The sequence below is a fragment of the Chryseobacterium sp. FH1 genome (assembly GCF_000735135.1).
Lineage (GTDB): Bacteria > Bacteroidota > Bacteroidia > Flavobacteriales > Weeksellaceae > Epilithonimonas.
The window spans coordinates 1322900-1344421 of sequence record NZ_JPLZ01000006.1; the positions used below are offsets into that span (position 1 = coordinate 1322900).

Genomic DNA, 21522 nt, shown 5'->3' on the forward strand with positions numbered 1-21522 from the left:
ATTTGTCTTCGAGAACCTCAGACTGACAAAGAATTTTTTATAGGTCTTCCCTTCGTCAAGCTCAGGATAAACTTCACCTCAGACTGACAATCTTAAATTCTAAACTGTAATTACGATTTGTCACACTGAGCGGAGTCGAAGTGTTTTAATCGCTCGTATAATTACTCGGAATAACTTGTGGGATTGGGTTGTACTGAGAATTGACGATATTCATTTCTCTTGATTTAAGATCAAAAGTATCATTCATAGAAAGCACATCCACAACCAAGTTTTTAATGGAAATCGGTTGTCCGAGATCAACATTGGTCAAATTGGTATCTTTGATTTGAAGTCCGTCCACGATGATGACAAGTCCTGAACCAATTGCGGTCATTTTATCATCTTCAATAAATAATCCTGTGTCTTCACCCAAACCAATTCCCAAAGTTCTCGGATTGCTTACGACTGCTTGGAACAACCTTCCGATTCTCCCTCGCTGTACAAAATGCGTGTCGATAACTACGTTTTCTATAAATCCTAAACCTTGTGTTGTTTTGATTTCACCTTTCAATAGTGCTTCGGAACTTGAACCTTGATAGATCATATTTTCAGAAGCGGCCGCCGCTCCTGCAGAAGTTCCGGCGTAGATGAAGTCTTCGGTTTGATATTTGGTCAAGATGGCATCGTGGAATCTGGTTCCGCCAAGAATTGAGGTTAAGCGAAGTTGGTCACCACCTGTGAACATCACAACATCTGCCGCATTTGCTCTCGCTACGATGGCGTCGCTGTTTGCTTGTTCGCGGTTTTGAATGTCGAGGATATTGCAATTTTTAATACCGAGATATTCGAATGCTTTTTTATATTCTGGCCCAACGATGTCTGGGATTTGAGAGGCGGTCGTAATGACTTCGATGATAGAATCTTCTTTGTATCTAGATTCATCGATGATTTTTCTGAGGATACCTCGTTCAAAAAAGTTGAGATTTTTTTCGACGTTTTGGTCAAAACTGGTCTCTGTAAAACTACCTTTGTTTACAGCGCCTCCAATGATGACAAGTTTTCCTTTTGATTTCATAGTTAACAAAAATAATAAATCATATCAAGATAGACCTCATTTTTCAACGGTAAAAATCAATCAAAGTTATTTAAAGTTTTAATTATTAAAGGCTATTAGTAGAAAATGGTGGTTTTAAATTAACAAATCGTTAATTATTATGAATATTCGATAAAGATTCTGTTTTATAGTAAAATAATTATCTGTGATTTTTCTTTATTTCAGAGCTTTTCTATTATCTTTGATAAAATAGATTTTAGGAACGACTTTGGTTAGCATTTTTGAATCGCTTTAGGAAACTAAATTATAAATTTTCAAAGCATTGATTTTAAGTTCAATATCAAAAATCTATTCTCTAACAACTACCTTTAAATATGAAAATCGAAAAAATACAAGTTCTCAGAGGTCCGAATATCTGGAGCATTACAAGAAAAAAATTAATTCAAATGCGTTTGGATCTGGAAGAAACAGAACATTTTCCAACCAATAAAATAGACGGTTTCCGAGAAAGGATCGAAAAACTTTTGCCGTCGCTCATTTCCCACAGATGCTCGGAAGGTTGCGAAGGCGGATTCTTCAAAAGGGTAGAAATGGGAACCTGGATGGGACACGTGATAGAGCATATTGCGCTTGAAATTCAGACTTTGGCCGGGATGGATGTTGGATTTGGAAGAACCAGAGAAACCAAAACACCGGGCGTTTACAACGTTGTTTTCAATTACAAGGAAGAGCAGGCTGGTATTTTTGCAGCCGAAGAAGCCGTGCGGATTGCAGAATGTCTGATGTCTGCAGAAGAATATGATATCGAAAAATGCATTCACAACCTGAAAGAACTTCGCGAAAGTGAGAGATTGGGACCATCGACTGGAAGTATAGTAGAGGAAGCCGTTTCCAGAAGGATTCCTTGGATCAGATTGGGGAAAAACTCTTTGGTACAGCTTGGTTATGGAATCAATCAACAGAGATTTCAGGCAACAATTACAGGTAACACAAGTAGTATTGCCGTAGATATTGCTTGCAACAAAGAATTGACGAAAAAAATGCTGGAAGATGCGGCGATTCCTGTTCCCTCCGGAAGTTTGGTGGTGGACGAGGAAGGTTTGGATCTTGCAATCAGAAAAATAGGTTACCCGATCGTGATCAAACCATTGGATGGCAATCACGGGAAAGGGGCATCCATCAATGTGAATGATTATGAAACAGCTGTGGTTGGGTTGACACATGCGCAACAATATTCCAGAAAAGTGATTGTAGAAAAGTACATCACAGGTTTTGATTTCCGTGTTTTGGTCATCAATCATAAAATGGTGGCGGCTGCGAGAAGAGTGCCGGCTCACGTGGTAGGCGATGGTGAGTTGAGCATCCAAGAACTCATCGATAAAGAAAATACAGACCCAAGAAGAGGTTACGGACACGAAAACGTCTTGACCGAAATTGATGTTGATAAAGACACTAACGAGCTTCTTGAAAAATTAAATTATACTTTAGAAACTATTCCTCAAAAAGGAGAAATTGTTTACTTAAAATCTACTGCGAATTTATCCACCGGCGGAACATCCATCGATGTGACCGATATGATCCATCCTGAGAATGTTCAAATGGCGGAACGTGTTTCTAGGATCATAGGACTGGATGTTTGCGGGATCGATATTATGGCAGAAAACCTGACGCAACCCTTGAAAGAAAGTGGTGGGGCAATCTTGGAAGTGAATGCGGCACCAGGGTTCAGAATGCATCTTGCACCAAGTGAAGGTTTGCCAAGAAACGTTGCAGCGCCGGTTGTAGATATGCTTTATCCACCAGGAAAAGAATTCAGGATTCCAATCATTGCTTTGACGGGAACGAATGGAAAAACTACAACGACCAGGATTCTCGCACACATCGTAAAAAACAACGGAAAAAGAGTAGGTTTCACGACATCTGACGGAATCTACATCCAAAATACATTGCTTCAAAAAGGCGATACGACCGGACCACAATCTGCCGAATTTATTTTAAAGGATCCAACCGTAGAATTCGCTGTTCTGGAAACGGCGAGAGGAGGTATTTTGCGTTCTGGATTAGGTTTCGGAACTTGTGATATCGGGGTTTTGACAAATATCAAAGAAGACCATTTGGGTATCAGCGATATTCATAATCTTAAGGATTTAACTAGAGTAAAACGCGTGGTTTTGGATAGCGTGAAAAAAGATGGCTGGTGCGTTTTGAATGCCGACGACGAATATTCTATGAGATTGGTGGATGATTTGAAATCAAAAATTGCATTATTCAGTCTGGATGAGAACAATCCGCACATCAAACGATTTGCGAAAGAAGGTAAAATCACTTGCGTGTACGAAGAAGGTTTTGTAACGATCAAAAAAGGCGAATGGAAGATCCGCATAGAAAGGGTGAAAAATATCCCGATCACGATGGAAGGCAAAGCGAAGTTTATGATCGCGAACGTTTTGGCGGCATCATTGGCGGCTTACGTTTACGGCTTTGAAATTCCAAACATTGCTCTGGCTTTGACGACTTTTATCCCAAGTGCGCAATTGACACCGGGCCGACTGAATATCTTCAACTTCAAAAACTTCAAAGTGATGATCGATTTTGCGCATAATCCAGCTGGATACGAAGCAATTGAGGATTTCTTGAAAAGTGTGGAAGCCAACAAGAAAATCGGAATCATCTCGGGTGTTGGCGACAGGAGAGATGGCGACATCCGCGAGATCGGAAAAATTGCTGGAAGAATGTTTGATCACATCATCATCAGAAACGAAAAACATTTGAGAGGCAGACCGGAAGAAGAGATCAACGGCTTGATCATCGAAGGCATCCAAGAAGCGAACAGAAACATTAGCTACGAGTGTATTCCGAAAGAAATCGATGCATTGAAACACGCGATGAGTCTGGCAGAAGAAGGTACTTTTATCACCGCTCTCAGTGATGTGATCACGAATGCTATAGAACTGGTTCAGGAATATCAAAATAAGGAAGTTCAGGACGAAGGAAAATATTAGAATTTAAATTTCAATAAGAAACCGCTCTATTCAAGGGCGGTTTTTTAGTTCCTTGAAATCAAATAATCCTTAAATTACAATACTTTTTTAAGCCTTAAAATTGAAATTAATGCAAAACTTTAAAATCATAAAAGTCGCTCTTATTTTTAGTTCGGCTCTGTTATTTTCTCAAAATTATAAAACCTCGATAACTGCAAAGGACGGAAAGTCATTTCCTAGAATTGATGCTAATCGAAAAGCAGAGTTCAAAGTCCATTTTCCAGAAGCAAAATCAGTCATTTTGGAAGGTGGAGACGGAATGCAAAATTTGAAAGTGACCACTTCAAAGGAAAATGATGGCTTTTGGAATATCTCAACCTCGCCTTTGGAGATCGGCTTTCATTATTATTGGTTTAATGTTGATGGCAAACGAACCAATGACCCGAATACAGAACTTTATTTCGGATACGGTCAGCCAACAAGCGGGATTGAAATTCCGTCTGGCGAAGATTTCTTTTTTGAGAAAAATGTGAAGCATGGAAAAATTGTAGAGGAAGGTTTTGATTCTGAAATCACCAAAGGAAAACGAAACTTCAAAGTGTATTTGCCACCAAATTACGGCACTAAGAAACTCCCGGTTTTATATCTCTATCACGGGACTGGCGAAGATATTACTGGTTGGGAAAGACAAGGTTACATCAGAAATATTTTAGATAATCTTTTGGCAGAAAAAAAAGCAACCGAAATGATTGTCGTGATGGATTATGGCGTTGCACTAACTCCCGAACTGGAAAAATTGCCCGACGATTTTCCAAGAACTGTCATTTCTACAAAAAATCTAGACAAGCTGGTGGCTCAGGAACTGATGCCTTACATCGAAAAAAAATATAAAACAAACGGGCAAAATGCTATCGCTGGGCTGTCGCGGGGAAGTTATCAGGCGATGTTCATCGGTTCAAATCACCCTGAATTATTTTCTGCCATTGGCTCGTTCAGTCCAGTGATCTACGACGGGACAGAACTTCAGCCTTTCAAAGAATTGCCGATTGACAAATTATTGAAATCAAAGCGAAAACCATTTATATTCATTGGAATCGGTGAAAAAGAAGACAAGCGTTTTGAGGAATACAACACGATATTGGCTAATTATCTGAATCAGAAGAAATATCCATTCGTCCAATACAAATCGGCCGGAACCTACCACGAATGGCTAACTTGGCGACGTTGTCTTTATGAATTTGTGCCAAAATTATTTAAATAAATGAAATAAACCGCTCTTGATTTAGGGCGGTTTTTGCATTAAAATGTAATGCGATTAGTCTTTTTGCATTGTCAGTATTAAAATGGGTAATCTTCAAATTCACCCTCTTCGAAGATGCCCGTAGCAACATTACTTGGTTTTGCAGTAGTTGTCGTTACTATGCTTGGATTGGAAGGATAGGTGCCATTTTTGTAGATCAGTTCTTTCCACTCTTCTCTTTCCTTGATGTAGAGGACGTTCCAACCATTTTTGGTGTCTGGATTGGCATAGACAGGTGGTCTCGTCACTGTAAATTTGGTAATTGGTTTGATTTGATGATCCAGCAGAATCATAGAGCAACCACCCGTTCCACAGAAGTATGGCGTGGAGAACATCACGAAGATTTCTTTTTCCCCATCGGCATTCAGGTCGATCTCCTGGTAGCGGAATTTTCTGTCGCTCACCTCGATGGATTGCAGATCTTCGGGAGAAAGATAATCGCTGGTTATGTATTGGGCAATTCGTTTTGCAGTGTCATCGCGCTTTGTTTTTTCCAGATTTGGAATTGCGGTCACGGTGTCATTATCCTTCGGTGACATTTTCTGAATCTCCTCTATGGGATTGTTTTCTACTTTGTTGCAACTGATGATTGACAAAGAAGTCAAGACCAATGCTTGTATGATGATATTGTTTTTCAAAATTGAGATTTAATTTCTCTAAGTTACACCATTTATATGATATTCAAAGAAGTGTGATGTGATCTAACGGTTAAATTTTACAAAGAAAAACCGCACGTTGAGATGCGGTTTTGTAAGTTAATAAGGACTTTTTGCAGTCTTGGCATTTTCCGGAAGATGGAATTCTTTGTCATCCAACTTCATATCTTTAATTTCTGTTGCTGTACTCGTGAATGTGAATTGGGGATTTTCTACAACCGTTTTCAGTGGTAAGGCTTTGGAAACTTTCAGATAGTCGTACCAATTTCCAAAAAGGTGACCTGCAAACAGGGAAGCATCGACATTCAATCTGGAATTGTAGTAGTATTTCTGAATGCCACTTTTGCAAGTCAGGATCAATTCATCGCAAGGCAATCCCAAAACCTTCTCTGTGCCTTTCTTGACCTCTACATTCAAAACTTCATCTGGATTGGTTCCGCCTTCATTGTAAAGCAAAGTGTCAGAATCAGCCATCTTGCTGTAAAGTTTGTTGTCTTTTTGGACATACAGTTGCCACTGCACCATTGTGCCGTTGGTCGTAGATTTATAGTCGCCATTTTTGATGAGGTACTCTTGCGTGGCACCCATCATTGTGGTTAACTGCTCATTGGTCAGATTGGGGATTTTGCTCTCATAGGTGTTTTTGTAAATGATTTTACCTTGAAACGTCTGTCCGAAAACCGCGATCGTTGCGGTGGTCATCATCATTAAGAAAAGTTTTTTCATCGTGTAGATTATATTGAAATAGTTTTGTTTTTATTTGGTTTCATTAATGGAATCAATTCCTCGATCCTAAATAATTAGTCTGAATTTACTTCTCCGCTCTCCTCGTATAATGCCTCACCAGCACAGCAACCGCAAACAAAAAAGTTACCGCATACAGCACAGACAAAGCCGGCTTCTCCACAGTCATCGTATTAAAATCAATTTGCTTGTACAAGGCGGAACCAACAATGATGGCTACGATTCCCATTGTGAACACGGGCGCTTTGCTCTTTTCCATAGTTTTAGAATATTTAAGTTTCTGATCAGTTTTATAGAACTAAAATAGCAATTAATTCCGACTCACAGACAAAAGTCGTTTGCGGGCTTTGTCAAAAACAATCGTCTTATTCGGACCACCGTAGAACAGGGTGATTGCAAACGTGCTGTCCGTTTCTTTTTCCAGAACAATATTCTTTGCTTGGCTGATTCTCATTTCCGGTCGCAACAGCGCTTCATATTTCACATTGATGGGTTCGTTTTTCAGTCGCTCGATGTCCATTTCGGTGGTTTTATAGATTACTTTCTCCAGCAATCCCTGTTTCTCTATGACTTCTATCCACGGATGAACCATCACGCCGTAACCCACGATTTGAGCGCGGTACTTTTCATTCAGATCCTTTTTCAGATGCAGTCCTGCTGAGGTCATAGAGAGCATCAGACTGTAGAGTGGAAGTCCCATCATCAGTACGCTGCCAACAACAGCTAAAACCATTAATCCCAAAAATACTTTGGCGACTAGCTTTTTCCAATACACCACAATCACAAACAGACTCGACAAAAGCCAACTCCAAAACAGAATAATATCACTGTGATAGCCCGCCAGACTCATCTGAAATTTGTAAAACAGCACACAATCTGCCACAAGCAAGACGGAAAGCAGAATGAAGAGGTAAAGACTTATTTTCATTTTAAGGATTAGAGGATTGATAAAACTAATGTAAGCAAAATCAAGTATTATCACAGCCCTCTATTTCTACTAGTTGTTGTTCTGCCTTTACTATTTCATCAGAAATTGATACTTTAATTGAGCCTCATTATCTTCTGGCTCTTTTTCAAGATATAACTTTAGATATTCAATGGCTTTTTCTTTTTGACCTGAAACCCTGTATGCCTCACTGATGTAATAATAACCATTGGTTGAATTGGGGAAGAAGTGGAGATTCAACTTAAACAAATCGATGGCCTGATTCGTCTTTTTTTCGAACAAGAACTTATAAGCATATCTTTCAATCAGATTTTCTCTTAACGAATATTTCTTTGAATTTTGTTCTATTTCCTTAATGCCGGCTTCATAACCTTTGCTGGATATGGTCTTAATGATATCTTTAGTGTAAAAGAAGTTGTCAATGGATGGCGCTGAACCTACCAATTGTTTTTTGATCAGATTACTCGCTTCCCAATAATTTTCGACTTCTCCATTGGTTAGAATGACTACTGTGTAGCCTAAATCCGGATAGATCATGAGTTCACAGGCAATACCGTCGTGTCCACCGGTATGTCCAAAGATGCGATGCCCATTGACTTTGGTTTCTTCAAATCCATAGCCGTACATTCCTTCTCTGTATTTCACTTTACCCGATGTACAAAGCGTTACATTGTCTTTACTTAGTAAAATATTATTTTGCAAGGCATTGGCGAAATTGAGCAAATCATCAGCTGTGGAATAGCCACCACCAGCAGGCGTTCCTTTGGCTAAATTCGAGAAAATATTATTTTTCCATTGTCCAGGTTCTTCTAATGACATTGTATAGCCAGTAGCCAAATTTGAAATCGCATGATCCAATTCGTAAGCATCTGTATTGATCATTTTTGCAGGTTGATAAATGTGTTCTTTTACGTAATCAAAATAATTCTGACCCGACACCTTTTCAATAATCAATCCTAAAACCATATATCCGGAATTGCTGTAGTAGAAATCACTACCAGGCGCAAAGGCTAGTTTTTTATCTACAAACAGCGGAAGGTAATCAGAAACTGTTTTGAAGTTGACTTTTGCAAGCTTGTCATAGTCCTCCCAAAAACTGCGCATCCCGGAAGTGTGCGTCAATAATTGATGGATGGTCACCGAGTCGGCAACCGTTTTATTGGGATAATCTGTAAGATGTTTTCCTACTTTGTCCTGAAGTGAAATTTTCCCGGATTCCACCAATTGCATAATCGCCATTGCTGTAAACATCTTGTTGATGGAAGCTAAATTGAACTTCGTGTCCGGTTTGTTTTTAACACGATCCGGCAAATTGGAAAAACCAAAAGCTTCTCTATAGATTGGTTTGCCATCTTTAGCAATAAGCACGACTCCGCTCAGGTAATTTTCTTTTTCAAGACTTTTTAAGTGGGCCTTTATTGGATCGACGATGCTTTTCAAATTTTGTGATTTGACAACAATAGGTTGCAAAAGAGCTATCAATAAGACAGCTGTAGAAAAATAGATTCGACGAATGGTCATAAGGGTTTTCATTATTGATTAAGCGACAAAACTACATTAAGCCGAAAAGGAAAAATTGTACAATTGTCAACCTGCCTATAAAAACAACCAGTGAATTTGTTTTTTTTCCAGCGCAGTCGTTTTTGCAAAGAAAACCTTGGGCGAAAACCCTGTTACCGATTTGAATTCCCTGATCATATGCGACTGGTCAAAATAATCAACACCGTAGGCGATATCCGTTAAGTTGTTTCTTGTCGTATTTGATGCATATTTGTTGACTGCATTCCTAAATCTAAGTATCTTTTTGAATTCAGATGGTGTTTTGCAGATATGTCTGCTAAAGTGTTTGTTCAAAGTGGTGCGCGAGATAGCATTTTTTTTGCACAGTTCTGTAATCGTTAAAGCATCATTTTCATCACCCATCATTTCGGACAAAACAGATTCAAGGAAGTTGTGCTGAAACCCGATCAATTTGGATAACCAATACCTTTCAACTGCCTCAATTTTTTCGGTGTCATTTTGCAAAGAAAGAATGTCGATCATCGATTTTCTGTAATCTTCAAAAGGCGAAAACTCAGAAAAGTTTGAGCTGTTGTAATGGCTTAAGTCCTGCTTCAAAAATGCATTAATCGCCAATGGTTTAAAATAGATGGTAATTTCGTTTATTTTCCCTTCATATTGCACATACACCGGCTTGTTGAAATCAGACACCAGATTGGTTTCCACCTCGTTGTCATCGCATTGCCCGATGATCAATTGATTGCCTTTAGTCAGCGATCTCGATTTTTCACTGCTTGACACAATGGTAAAAATAGAGGGAAAAGTGATATATTTTGCCGGTTCTTCTTCAGCGGTATGGGTGAGGATATAAATACTTTCGATGTATTTTTGAAGCAAAGGATTGGTGGGGGAAAAGACTTTTATTTTCATAGGTTGCCATTGGGCGTTGAAGCCTAACTAACTTTTTCTATTGATGTAATTTCTCTAATTCAGGCAACTCACTTTTATACTTTTCAACATCCCAATTCAAATTCCAGTTTTTAACATAGTCAGAGATAGGGCCTAGGCTAACTTCTGTTCTTCTTTTATCTACATTGTCAGGGTCGGTCAATGGTAAAACATAGTGTGTATTATCTTTCGGATTGATGCCTATCTGACTGCCGTAGATTTGTTTCCGGCCTTCTCGGATTTCTATTCTGTCGATCAGCAAAGCCAAAGAACCTGGATTTGCATTTCCTTTGGTTACAGCTTCTCTCATCATTGGCAAATACTTTCGTTGCGTCTCCAGATCCGAATGTTGAATGACAAGAAATATCGCATTGTTCGCTTGCGCGCCTACTTTGTCTTTGCCAACCCAACCTTTTTCATCTAATATCTTTTTTATTTTTAATAAGTTGATGGAGTCTTTCTGAAATGTTATTTTCCGGAGGTCTTGCATTTCTTTAGAGTCGTCAATGTGGGTTTTTAGCGTTTCGTAGATCTGCTTTCTGTATTTTTGGTCTTCCTCGAGGATGGTCAACAATTCAGCCTGCAATGGTTTGTCATAATTCGCTTCTACCAACTCTAATTTCTTTTCCAGCTTTTCAACCGTTTTGCCCCATTCTTTTTTTGAATGCAGATTCTCTAGATCAGTATCAGACTTTAAGTGCCTTAGATTGGACCAACCATTTTGGTATATTCTATTCTGTTCTATCGCTGGTGCGAGGCTCTGGCTCGTATCCTCTTGCAATTAATATAGCTTTGAATATATTAAGTAGTGCACAGGACACTCGCGCCAGCGGGCAGGGGAAGTAATGATAAAATTAAAGTTTCTTTACTTCAACAATACTTTCTAAAACCTGTTTTAAAATTTTATCTCCCCATTTATTTGCAATTTGCTTGTATTCTAATATTTGATCATTATTAAAATCCAACATTAATGCTAATCCTACAAAAAATTCTAGTGTGCCAAACCAATTATCACTTTCGTTCATAGAAATTAATTTATTAAAGTACTCCAAATATAATGCTTCATTTTTTATCAGTGTTTCAACTAATTCTTTCAAATTTTTAAGATTTAATATTTTTGCTATTCGTAAAATTTCTGAAAGAAATTGTTTAGAGTTACTGTCATCATTATCAATAAAACCTGCGTTTATTGCAACATCATAAATAGAGTTAAAAATGTCTAAGCGATTATCTTCGGTAAATAAGTAAGTTAATGTTATAAGATTTATATCTTCAAATTCGATTTTATTGTCACCATCAATTTTTCTTAATTCATTAAATATTTTTGTGTGATCTTCACGAATTTCTAAAAATTGTTCATCAGCTAATTCAAATAAACCTGCCAATCTGTAAAGTTTTCTTTCAATTTCTTTTGGAATTTCATAGTTCTTTTTATAAGAAAGCTCGTGAGATATGGATGCCCAAGAATGTTGAAGAACTGTCCTTACTTGAATTTCAGCTTTTAATTTTGAGAAATTTTTCCATTCAGCGAGTTTTTCCCGATCATTATTTAAAGTGATAATATAATGAACAGAAAGATAACCGAATTCATTTGACTTATATAATTCTGATTTGTTAATTGAGTTAGGTTCATCAACAATAAAATTATCTCTGACTATTCTTTCAATTTTATCTATGTCGTCTTGATAGTAAACTATAATTCTGATTCCAGATAAATCGGTTATCTCATTTAAATCCTTAATTTGTTTTCTTTCAATTTTTTCCACTAAACTATCTGAGTCTTTTGTTCTAGATTCTATGATGTGAAATTTAATATTATTTGCTACTAAAAGTGACTCTACCAGACTTTTTAAATGATTTGTAAAAAGAGTATGCTTAATTAGTTCAGATTTTATAATTTTTGTATCCATTCTTTTTTTTGTTGATTTATATATTTAATTTATTGTGTTCTATTCTTTTTCAAATCTTCCTAAAAATAGGTTTGCATTTTGCATTTCTTTTAATTCATCTGTTGAAAATTTTAATCCTACATTGTTGTAGTATTTTTCATTAAACTCATCAAAATTTTCTATAGTATCATATTTATTTAGCCAATCATCAAACTCTTGTATACTTAAAATTAGTGTTTGTGAATAATGAGAAATTATTTCAGGGAATCTTGATACAACTATATATTTATAAGTTTTTGGAATGTTGTATTTTGAGTGGTGAATTTGTAAATGATATGCTCTCCTTAAAACCTTTTTCTCCCACGAGGATTGCAAATATTTTAAATGCTCATTAGTTTTATTCGTATCCTTAAAGTATACATCTAATGGTAGTGCGTGGTTTTTTGCTTCGATTAGAAGGTATTCATTATTTGTATTTTTAAGTATAATATCAATATCTCCTATTTGGTTTTTTTTCTCAAATAAATCGAATTCTCTATCAACTTCAACGTATCCATATTTTTGTGAGATTAATGATATTTTATCAAGGAACTGTGAAGCTTGCCTAGTTATATATTCATGTTTAATGTTAGTCGCTTCAATTAGTGAATAATGAATGTTTGTAAAAAGACTATCCATTATTAATTCTGGGGAAATAACTAAAGTGTTATTTTTTATTAGAAATGGTTGGCGTGTCAGTTGATGAAATTTTAATTCTTTTGGGTTGAAACTTTCATAATCAAAAGCTAAACGATTTAGAAGTAAATCGAATTTTCTATCAAATGAGTCTAAGAACCTTTGTTTATTGATAACATAGCAGTTAGAAAAATGCATAAACGTATTTGAACTATTTACCTCGATATTACCGTTATCTGACTTGTCAAATTTGTCACTGGTTTTAAGGATTCTCTCAGATAAATCTTCGAGTGTTTTTCTAATAAAATAAGTGAAATCAACTATTTCGACTCCCATTTCCAGAAAAAACAAATCTGCATATGGTAAATATTCTTCTTCAAAATTTTTCAAAAGACCATCCAGATTTTTCTTTGATTTTTTTTTGATATTATTGTCTTCATCAATTCGTAAAAAATAATCAAATAGCTTTTTTACATCTTTATCCTTTTCAGCATTAGACATGTCAATTCTAACATGTTGATTTCTTTCGCCCGAAACTCGTATGTCAAATAGTTTTATTAGAGCTTCTGTTTCATACTTTGAATTAATTAAATTAGCATCCTTTATAAGGAATTGTGCTAATGGAAGGTTTAATATTGGTCCATTATCCTCTTTCGATATTGCTATTCTCCATTTACCAAATTTTGCACTTAGTGATATCAAGTATTTTAAAGATTCTTCAAGAGAATTGCTGTAAGTACTAATAACTTCTGGATTAACATTTTCTGCATTAGGAAAATGACGTAATAGTCTAACCCAATGTAATTGGTAAACAAAATATAGTAATTCTAAGAAATTACAGTTTTTGGAAATTTCACAAATATTATCAATGTCCTTGTTTAATTCAATGCGGATTTTTTCTAATGCCTTTTGTTTATCAGTCATGTTGATTGTAGTTTTAGTATGATGTTGCAGATTTGAAATCTGTTTCTAAAAACCCCGATGTCGTGGATTTGCAATCCGTGACAATTACTTCTCCTTATTGCAAAATTCATTAAAGTACCTTTCTCCCATAGTCTCAGGGACAACATAGCTCATATCGGCTAAAATTTCATTCACTTCGAAATGGTCAAGAAGCTTTCCTTCTTTAGAATATACATTCATTTGGAATAAGCCCATTTTTTTGTCGTCACAATCAAATTTAAAAAGAGCTAGTGTATAGCCATTAACAATTTTAGCAACCTTAGAGTTCTTCGGATAATATTCTGTTTTTTCCGATACCGTTTTGAACCAAGCGGTATCGTCGGTATTATATTTATAAAAAACAGCCTCTTCATCGTTTAGTGAAATGGTTTTCCAATCCTGAGAATAGCTAAGTGAAAATAAAAGAAGTGAAAGAAATAAAAGAATTTTCTTCATCGCAGGGTAATGGTATTAGTTTTTTAGTTTGACTCAAATTTACAAAATACTCTGATATTCAGTAAATTAATTTATCAACAATCGAAACTAAATTATAATGATACAATTTTAATAAAAAAAAACCGCCCTTTTAAGAGGGCGATCCAATTTATAATACAAAATTTAAATGCTATTTACTTTTGATCAAGACTTCAAGTCTATACATAACATCATCTTTTTCTTTCAGCATTCTTTCGTAAAGCAATATCTTTTCTTCGTGTAGTTGAATAATCTTATCAATAGGATTGTAATTGTTTACTATGACACCTGTAGCATTATCATTAAATGTACTTGCAATAATATTAACAGCTTGCTCTTCATCAAAATTTTTAAACGCTTCTACAGGAATTTTAATGACTTCGGATATTTTCTCAAGCAAAGAGTCTTCAATAAGATCTTTTTGCTCGAGTAAAGATATTTTCTTCTGGTTCCAGTCGTCACCGAGGTCAAGCGCCAATGCTTCCTGTTTGATGCCCAACATCTCTCTAAATCTCTTGACATTTCTTCCCTGATGTATTTTCTGTTCCATTTTAGTTTTTTTGAGGTCCGATATTGTAATTTGAGTAGTAAAGATAAAAAAATATGGTGGATTGGAAAATTATGACATAAGTAGAAATCCTTTTCCTATTAATTATCTTTAGTGTTGGCTAATTTCTGATGACATTCAAAGTATCGGACAAGTAAACTGACAAAATATCACAGACGCAGTAAAATTAAAAACAACCGTAGAGTATAAGAGGAGCACAGCAAAAGTATGAATATAGTATCCTAAGAGCAGATCGATAACCTCCAAAAACCAACTCTTAAAATGACAAAAGCCACCCACTCCGGATGGCTTTTTTAATAGTCTTATTTGATGAATCCTCGATTGCTCATAGAAGATTAGTGACAGTTCAACTCAACTATTGGTAGTCATTATTGCAAAACACATTGAAAAACCCTTCTCCCAGAGTATCCGGGATAGCATAGGCCATTTCTACGACGTGTTTGTTTTGCTGTAAACTAGCTAGAAAATTGTCTTCTTTTGAGTACACATTCCTTTGTAGCAGGCCTGCTTTTTTATTTTCACAGTCAAATTTCCATAAGGTCAATGTGTAGCCATCAATGATTTTCAGTCCGGTAGAAGTTTTTGGATAATACTCCGTTTTACTTGATATTACTTTTATCCAAGCCGTATTTTCTGTGTTGGGTTTGTAGTAAAAGGTATCAGTATTGTTTTCAAAAATATATTTCCAGTCCTGCGCACAGCTGAATGAAAATATGAAAAGACCTGAAGCTAATAAAAGTTTGTTCATTTGGTAATTTTCAATTGGTTATTAATTTAGTTTGCTCAAATTTACAAAATATACTGATAATCAAGCAATTGATTTGTTAATTTAATATTAAGTCGATCAATAATTTCTACATTAGATCCAGAAAACCAGTTAACATAATAATGTTCGCGGAAATCGGTCATCAAAAATATATTTTGTATTAATGAAATATTTGCTCAACAAACTCAATGATTTAAAATGACAAAAGCCACCCGATCCGGATGGCTTTTTTTAATGATTTTATTTTAAAATGTTGGTTTAAAATCTCGTCAAAATTAATTTCCCAAATGTAGTCTTGACAAACTTTTCAAATTGATTTTCCTCTCTTTAGGGTCGGGGCAAAGAAAATTAATTTACCCCTCCTCAACCCCTCAACCTCTCAACCTCTCCAACTCAAAAACTCTCCAACCCTCAAACTCTCCAACTCAAATCACACCCTCTCATTCTTGATCTCATCCACGATTTCCGGATTCAGCAAGGTCGAGATGTCCCCAAAACTGTTGAAATCGCCCTCTGCGATTTTTCTAAGGATTCGGCGCATAATCTTCCCGGAACGCGTCTTCGGCAACCCGGATACAAATTGGATCTTGTCCAGCTTCGCAATCGGCCCGATCTGCTCGGAAATCAATTGGTTGATTTCCTTCGCCAGGTTCTCACGATTTCTTTCTGCCCCAGCATCTTTCAGGATCACAAAACCGTAGAGCGCATTCCCTTTGATGTCGTGCGGATAACCCACGATCGCAGACTCTGCCACCGCCGGATGCTCATTGATGCTATCCTCGATAGGCGCCGTCCCCAGATTGTGCCCGGAAACGATGATCACATCATCCACACGACCCGTGATCCGGTAATAGCCAACCTCGTCCCGCAAAGCCCCGTCACCCGTGAAATATTTCCCAGGGAAAGCCGAGAAGTAGGTCTCCTTGTACCGCTGATGGTCACCCCAGATTGTTCTCGCAATCCCTGGCCACGGAAAACGGATGCAAAGATTTCCATCCACTTGGTTCCCGGTGATCTCATTCCTTTTTTCATCCATCAGCACCGGCTGAATGCCCGGCAATGGAAGAGTAGCGTAAGTTGGTTTGGTAGGCGTCACAAAAGGAATCGGCGAAATCATAATACCACCAGTTTCTGTCTGCCACCAGGTGTCGACAATCGGGCATTTCTTCTTCCCAACATTGTCATTGTACCAGTGCCAAGCCTCATCATTGATAGGTTCACCCACCGATCCGATCACTTTCAATGAGTCCAGATTATGTTTTAACACCCAATCCACACTTTCCTTCGCCAAAGAACGGATCGCCGTAGGAGCGGTATAGAACTGGGTTACCTTGTGTTTGTCGATCACTTCCCAGAATCGCCCAGCGTCAGGGAAAGTCGGCACCCCTTCGAAGATAACGGTGGTCGCACCATTCAGAAGCGGTCCGTACAGAATATAAGAATGTCCGGTGATCCATCCGATATCAGCCGTACACCAATAGATGTCATTCTCTTTATAATTAAACACATTCTTGAAGGTGTAAGCCGTATAGACCATATAACCCGCGCAAGTGTGCAACATCCCTTTCGGTTTCCCAGTAGAGCCCGAAGTATAAAGGATGAACAAAGGGTCTTCTGCATCCATGATCACAGTCACAAAATCTGCCGAAGCTTTGTCGTAATAGTCGTCCATCCAATGGTCACGGCCTTCCTTCATCTTCACATCGTTGTGGGTTCTTTTCACAACCAATACGTTTTCAACGGTTGGTGTTTTCTCTAAAGCTTCATCCACTAAACTTTTCAAGTCAAGGATTTTTGTTCCCCTGTAACTTCCGTCGGACGTGATGACCATCTTCGCCCCGCAGTCATTGACTCTAGAAGCCACCGCTGAAGCAGAGAATCCGGCAAATATCACGGAATGAACGGCGCCCAATTTAGCACAAGCCAACATCGTGATCGCCAATTCGGGGATCATTGGCAGATAGATACAAACGCGGTCGCCTTTCTCGATGCCTAGTTCACGAAGGATATTCGCTACTTTGTTGACCCTGGTGTAAAGTTCGTTGTATGAAATATGCTGTGCTTCTTCCTTCGGGTCGTTCGGTTCCCAGATGATGGCAGTTTTGTCACCACGCACGGAAAGATGCCTGTCCAAGGCGTTCTTGGTGATATTCAGTTTCGCGTTCTTGAACCATTTGATGTTCGCTTCCTGCATATCATAATCAACGACCTTGGACCAGCGCTGGTACCAGACGAAGTTCTCATCCGCAATCTTATCCCAAAACTTCTTCGGATTCTTAATTGATTTTTTGTACTCTTTGAAATAATCCTGTAAATTCTGAATGTGATAATTTCTCATTGTTTATCTTTTTTTAATTCTTAAAATGGTTGTTTGTTATTTGTCATGCTGAGCGAAGTCGAAGCATTCCAAATGTTGTCTCTTTTTACTTTTTCCTTTAGCCTAGCATTTCCTCGATCTGCTGAATCAGTTTCTTGATAGAGTAGGGTTTCGTAACATAAGCATCTGCTCCCATGTCCAAACCTTTCTCGATGTCTCTCGGATTGGCTTTGGCACTCAAGAAAATGACTTTTGTAGCGACTAATTCTTCCATAGTTTTGATCTGCTCCAATGTGCTGTAACCATCCAGGTTCGGCATCATAATATCGAGGAGAATGACATCCGGTGTGATGGTCTTCAATAATTCCAAGACCTCGGTGCCGTCTCTGGCAATGAAAACTTCGTACCTTATTTTCCTAAAACTGTATTCCAGAGACATCAGGATCTTGTGTTCGTCATCTGCAATCAATATCTTTTTCATTGTTCTTTTTATATCTATGTTTGAGAACCCGAAGGGTTCAATTTCAGTAGCCGTAGGTGAAATCGAGGGACGAGATTCGGCGAAGCCAAACCTATGGTTCTTCGGTATTTTCCCTCTGAACCCGAAGGGTTCAATATCAGTAGCCGTAGGTGAAACCTATGGATGTTCGATTTGTGGTTTGGCACCGAACCCGAAGGGTTTAATTTCCATAGCCGTAGGTGAAACCTATGGTACCTGTTGATTCCGAATTAGGCAACCCGTGAAACGGGTTGAATTTGCATCCGTCACAAATATTTTTCATCAAATTCAATTCCGTGTTCATTCAATAACCTTTTAAATTCATTTTCAAACGTTTCATTTTTATGATGTTCTTTTTGGTTTTTAATATAATTGACAATCGTCTCTTTCTCTCTAATCGAATAGGTAAACGCACCATACCCTTCCTGCCAACCATCGAATTCCGGAAATAACCCTGATTGCTTCATCCATAAATTAGTGGAGACTTTGATGTCTTTGACCAAGTTACTGAGGCTGATACTCGTATGCAAATCACAAAAGATATGGATGTGGTCTGGCATTCCATTGATTCTGTATAATTTGCATTGTTTGTTTTTCAAAACGCCCCAGATATATTTGTAAAGTTCGGATTCATTCTTTTCATTGATTGATGGTTTCCGGTTTTTGGTTCCGAAAACGATTTGATAATAGATTTGTTTGTAAGTTCCCATTTGTGTTTTGTTGATGGATTTTTCTACATATTGATGTTTTTGTTGAACCCTTCGGGTTCTGATTGTTATTCTTCGTTTACCATAGGTTTCACCTACGGCTATTCAAATTGAACCCTTCGGGTTCGTTGGACTATTTGATTATTATCCCATAGGTTTGGCTTCGCCGAATCTCGTCCCTCGATTTCACCTACGGCTACTGATATTGAATCCTTTCGGATTCGCTATTGTATTTAAAATTATTGTTCAGCACCATTTCGAATTCAACGCCTATTTCCACATTCTTTGCTGAGATACTTCCTTTGTGTGCCTCCACTATCTTTTTACAAATGGCCAATCCAAGACCACTTCCGGATGGTTTTCTCAGATTTTGATTTCGGGATTGATAAAACTTATCGAAAATCAAATTCAAATCATCTTCCGGAATTTGTTTTCCTGTGTTGAAAATCTTAATAAATAATTGACCATCTTTCTCCTGAAATTTCGCCTGAATCGTTCCTTGTTCATCGGTAAACTTCAAAGCGTTTCCGAGGATATTCTGAAAAACCTGAATCAATCTGGCTTCGTCGTATTCGAAAATGTGATTGGTCAGAAGGTCAACTTCGCTGAGGTGAATTTTTTTCTGATGAATCAAATGACTGATTGGGTTCAAAGCTTTTTGATAAGTTTCAATAATATTATTTTGATTAATGCTTAATGCAATTTCGCCGTGTTCCAGTTTGTCGAGGTAGAGAATGTCGTTGATGATTTCATTCAATCGGTCAGATTCCGTGATGATGTTGTTGAGAAATTCCCTTTTGATTTCCAATGGGATATCATCGTCGTCTGTCAAAATTTCGCCAGCGGAACGGATTGCAGTGATTGGAGTTCTGAGTTCGTGTGCGACAGAATCCAGGAAGTCATCTTTTTGTTTGTCTTTGAAGATAAGGTTTTCATTAGCAAAACTTAGTTCGTTGGAGAGTTGGCGAAGTTCTCGACTTTGCTCGGTCAGTTTTTTATTGAGACTGATATTTTCTTTCGATTCTTCGAGGATTTCTAAAACTTCTTTCAGAGAGATTTTGTCTTCGTGCGTCACACCTTCAATCAAAATCTTGGCAGAAGCTGTTCCGATTCTTCCGGATAAAAGATTTTCTGAGAATTTGATAAATCTCGCATCGGCGGTTTCGGTTCTTGTGTCGATGTTGTATTTAAGATTGAAGATTCGCATTGCCTGTTCGGTCTTCTTTTCGCCAAGAAATTTCACCAAAATATTCCGGATGTCAGAGACGTAAGCTTTTCCGCGCCAGATAAAGGCGTTCTCGTGATTCTGAATGTATCTGTCGATGTCAACATAGATTTCGGCAAAATTCCGTTCCCGGTAATCGCCTTTTTGGCTTAATGAAATAACCACAAACAAACTTATATTAATTAAAATTGACCAAAAGAAAACTTCCGAAATACTGCTCAAATAAGGAATGTCGAAAAAACTAAACCAATTGTACATATCTCTCACCAAGCCTTTGAATTCCTGATTGTAAGAAAAATAATACTGCGGAATTATCAATCCAAAATAACAGATTGCCAATCCGCCAATCAAACCAATCACTGCACCTTTGTAACTGCCTCGTCTCCAAAATATCGCTCCGAAAAATGACGGTCCCAATTGCGAAATAATCACAAAAGAAATCAATCCAACGGAATATAAACTGTTCTTTAAAATAAAATATTTATAAAAGACAAACGCTGTAACAATCAATATAAAAATACTGACTTTTCTAATGTTGACGATGCTTTTGGTATTTTTAGTTTCGTTGTGAGAGTTCAATTTATCAAGCCAGCCGTAAGGAATGATTAGGTTGTTCGATAACATAATTGATAAAGTAATACTGGAAATAATCACCATCGAAATAGATGAACTTAATCCACCAAGAAAAACTAAAACCGTGATGATTTGATTATTAAAATGTTGTGGAATTAAAATCGAATAAAACTCTGGATTTACCGTTTGTCCTTCAAAAATAATTCTTCCGCCCCAAGCAATCGGAAATACAAATAAGTTGAAAATCAATAAGTAAAGTGGAAAAAACCAAATTGCCGTTTTCAAATGCTTCTCCTGTCGGTTCTCAACAATTGTCGTGTGAAATTGTCTTGGCAAAAGGAAAATCGCTGAAGCAGAAATGAGACAAAGAATCATCCAGTTGAAACTTCCTTCCAAACCGTTGAATGTGTTTTTCTCTTTAAAATCGGGTAGAAGATTTGCCTTCGCATAAATATCAGAAAAGCCATCAAAAGCAAAAAACGTAACGAAAACGCCGAGAACAATTAAGAAAATTAATTTCAAAAAACTTTCCAAAGCAACAGCGGAAATAATTCCCAATCTTTTCTCGGAAGCATCAACATATCGAGTCCCATAATAAGAAGAAAACAAAGCCAAAAGCACAACTACAAAAGTTGCATTATCAGTGAAAATATTCTTAGAAATCGGCGTATTGGTCACCAGATGAAAAGTCTCGGAAATCGCTTTAATCTGCAATCCTATGTAAGGAATAATCCCAAAAATACAGACCAATGTGATAATCGCTCCAAAAGAACGGCTGT

The 21522-nt window shown here is 37.3% G+C and carries 19 protein-coding genes; 2 read left to right on the forward strand and 17 right to left on the reverse strand.

Features of this window, described 5'->3' with window-relative positions:
• Positions 1–145: 145 nt before the first annotated feature.
• Positions 146–1054, reverse strand: a complete 909-nt coding sequence (locus tag IO90_RS12925) for a cyanophycinase (protein ID WP_034967248.1) — start codon at positions 1052–1054, stop codon at positions 146–148.
• Between the two features lie 353 nt (positions 1055–1407).
• Between IO90_RS12925 and cphA the strand changes: the two genes are divergently transcribed.
• Both cphA and IO90_RS12935 read left to right on the forward strand, forming a co-directional pair.
• Entirely contained in the window at positions 1408–4035 is a 2628-nt protein-coding gene (cphA, locus tag IO90_RS12930) for a cyanophycin synthetase (RefSeq protein ID WP_034967252.1), read from the forward strand.
• 109 nt (positions 4036–4144) lie between these two features.
• Positions 4145–5275: an alpha/beta hydrolase-fold protein gene (locus tag IO90_RS12935; RefSeq protein ID WP_034967255.1), complete on the forward strand. Its 1131-nt coding sequence runs from the start codon at positions 4145–4147 to the stop codon at positions 5273–5275.
• A 77-nt stretch (positions 5276–5352) separates the two neighbouring features.
• On the opposite strand, the gene IO90_RS18465 is transcribed toward IO90_RS12935, so the two are convergent.
• The 16 genes from IO90_RS18465 to IO90_RS19260 all read right to left on the reverse strand — a co-directional run bounded on the left by IO90_RS18465 (position 5353) and on the right by IO90_RS19260 (position 20152).
• A complete protein-coding gene (locus IO90_RS18465) occupies positions 5353–5952 on the reverse strand; it encodes a hypothetical protein (RefSeq protein ID WP_051878659.1) in 600 nt (199 codons plus the stop codon).
• 117 nt (positions 5953–6069) lie between these two features.
• On the reverse strand, positions 6070–6696 hold the full coding sequence (locus IO90_RS12945; protein ID WP_228374688.1) for a hypothetical protein: 627 nt from the start codon (positions 6694–6696) through the stop codon (positions 6070–6072).
• An 85-nt stretch (positions 6697–6781) separates the two neighbouring features.
• Entirely contained in the window at positions 6782–6943 is a 162-nt protein-coding gene (locus IO90_RS12950) for a hypothetical protein (protein WP_228374689.1), read from the reverse strand.
• A gap of 81 nt (positions 6944–7024) precedes the next feature.
• On the reverse strand, positions 7025–7642 hold the full coding sequence (locus IO90_RS12955; RefSeq protein ID WP_034967262.1) for a hypothetical protein: 618 nt from the start codon (positions 7640–7642) through the stop codon (positions 7025–7027).
• 90 nt (positions 7643–7732) lie between these two features.
• Positions 7733–9193: a serine hydrolase gene (locus IO90_RS12960; RefSeq protein ID WP_081871818.1), complete on the reverse strand. Its 1461-nt coding sequence runs from the start codon at positions 9191–9193 to the stop codon at positions 7733–7735.
• 63 nt (positions 9194–9256) lie between these two features.
• Positions 9257–10090 (reverse strand): helix-turn-helix domain-containing protein, encoded by an 834-nt coding sequence (locus tag IO90_RS12965; protein WP_034967265.1) that lies wholly within the window; start codon positions 10088–10090, stop codon positions 9257–9259.
• 37 nt (positions 10091–10127) lie between these two features.
• Positions 10128–10889 (reverse strand): DUF6624 domain-containing protein, encoded by a 762-nt coding sequence (locus tag IO90_RS12970; protein ID WP_185094385.1) that lies wholly within the window; start codon positions 10887–10889, stop codon positions 10128–10130.
• A 73-nt stretch (positions 10890–10962) separates the two neighbouring features.
• The gene (locus IO90_RS18470; protein WP_051878664.1) at positions 10963–12018 is read right to left on the reverse strand and encodes a GTP pyrophosphokinase family protein; all 1056 of its coding nucleotides are present in this window, start codon (positions 12016–12018) and stop codon (positions 10963–10965) included.
• Between the two features lie 39 nt (positions 12019–12057).
• On the reverse strand, positions 12058–13596 hold the full coding sequence (locus IO90_RS12980; RefSeq protein WP_034967269.1) for a hypothetical protein: 1539 nt from the start codon (positions 13594–13596) through the stop codon (positions 12058–12060).
• A gap of 84 nt (positions 13597–13680) precedes the next feature.
• The gene (locus IO90_RS12985) at positions 13681–14070 is read right to left on the reverse strand and encodes a hypothetical protein (protein WP_034967272.1); all 390 of its coding nucleotides are present in this window, start codon (positions 14068–14070) and stop codon (positions 13681–13683) included.
• A 169-nt stretch (positions 14071–14239) separates the two neighbouring features.
• Positions 14240–14638, reverse strand: coding sequence for a helix-turn-helix domain-containing protein (locus tag IO90_RS12990; protein WP_034967276.1), 399 nt, complete (start codon positions 14636–14638; stop codon positions 14240–14242).
• 373 nt (positions 14639–15011) lie between these two features.
• Positions 15012–15404 carry a surface-adhesin E family protein gene (locus IO90_RS12995; RefSeq protein WP_034967280.1) on the reverse strand — a complete coding sequence of 131 codons (393 nt, stop codon included), beginning with the start codon at positions 15402–15404 and terminating at the stop codon, positions 15012–15014.
• A gap of 448 nt (positions 15405–15852) precedes the next feature.
• The gene (acs, locus tag IO90_RS13000; protein WP_034967286.1) at positions 15853–17760 is read right to left on the reverse strand and encodes an acetate--CoA ligase; all 1908 of its coding nucleotides are present in this window, start codon (positions 17758–17760) and stop codon (positions 15853–15855) included.
• A 97-nt stretch (positions 17761–17857) separates the two neighbouring features.
• Complete coding sequence (locus tag IO90_RS13005; protein WP_034967289.1) at positions 17858–18220, reverse strand: response regulator transcription factor; 363 nt, start codon at positions 18218–18220, stop codon at positions 17858–17860.
• A gap of 284 nt (positions 18221–18504) precedes the next feature.
• Positions 18505–18948 carry an IS200/IS605 family transposase gene (tnpA, locus tag IO90_RS13015; RefSeq protein WP_034967296.1) on the reverse strand — a complete coding sequence of 148 codons (444 nt, stop codon included), beginning with the start codon at positions 18946–18948 and terminating at the stop codon, positions 18505–18507.
• Positions 18949–19141: 193 nt separating this feature from the next.
• Positions 19142–20152: a sensor histidine kinase gene (locus IO90_RS19260; protein WP_410492595.1), complete on the reverse strand. Its 1011-nt coding sequence runs from the start codon at positions 20150–20152 to the stop codon at positions 19142–19144.
• Positions 20153–21522: the final 1370 nt, after the last annotated feature.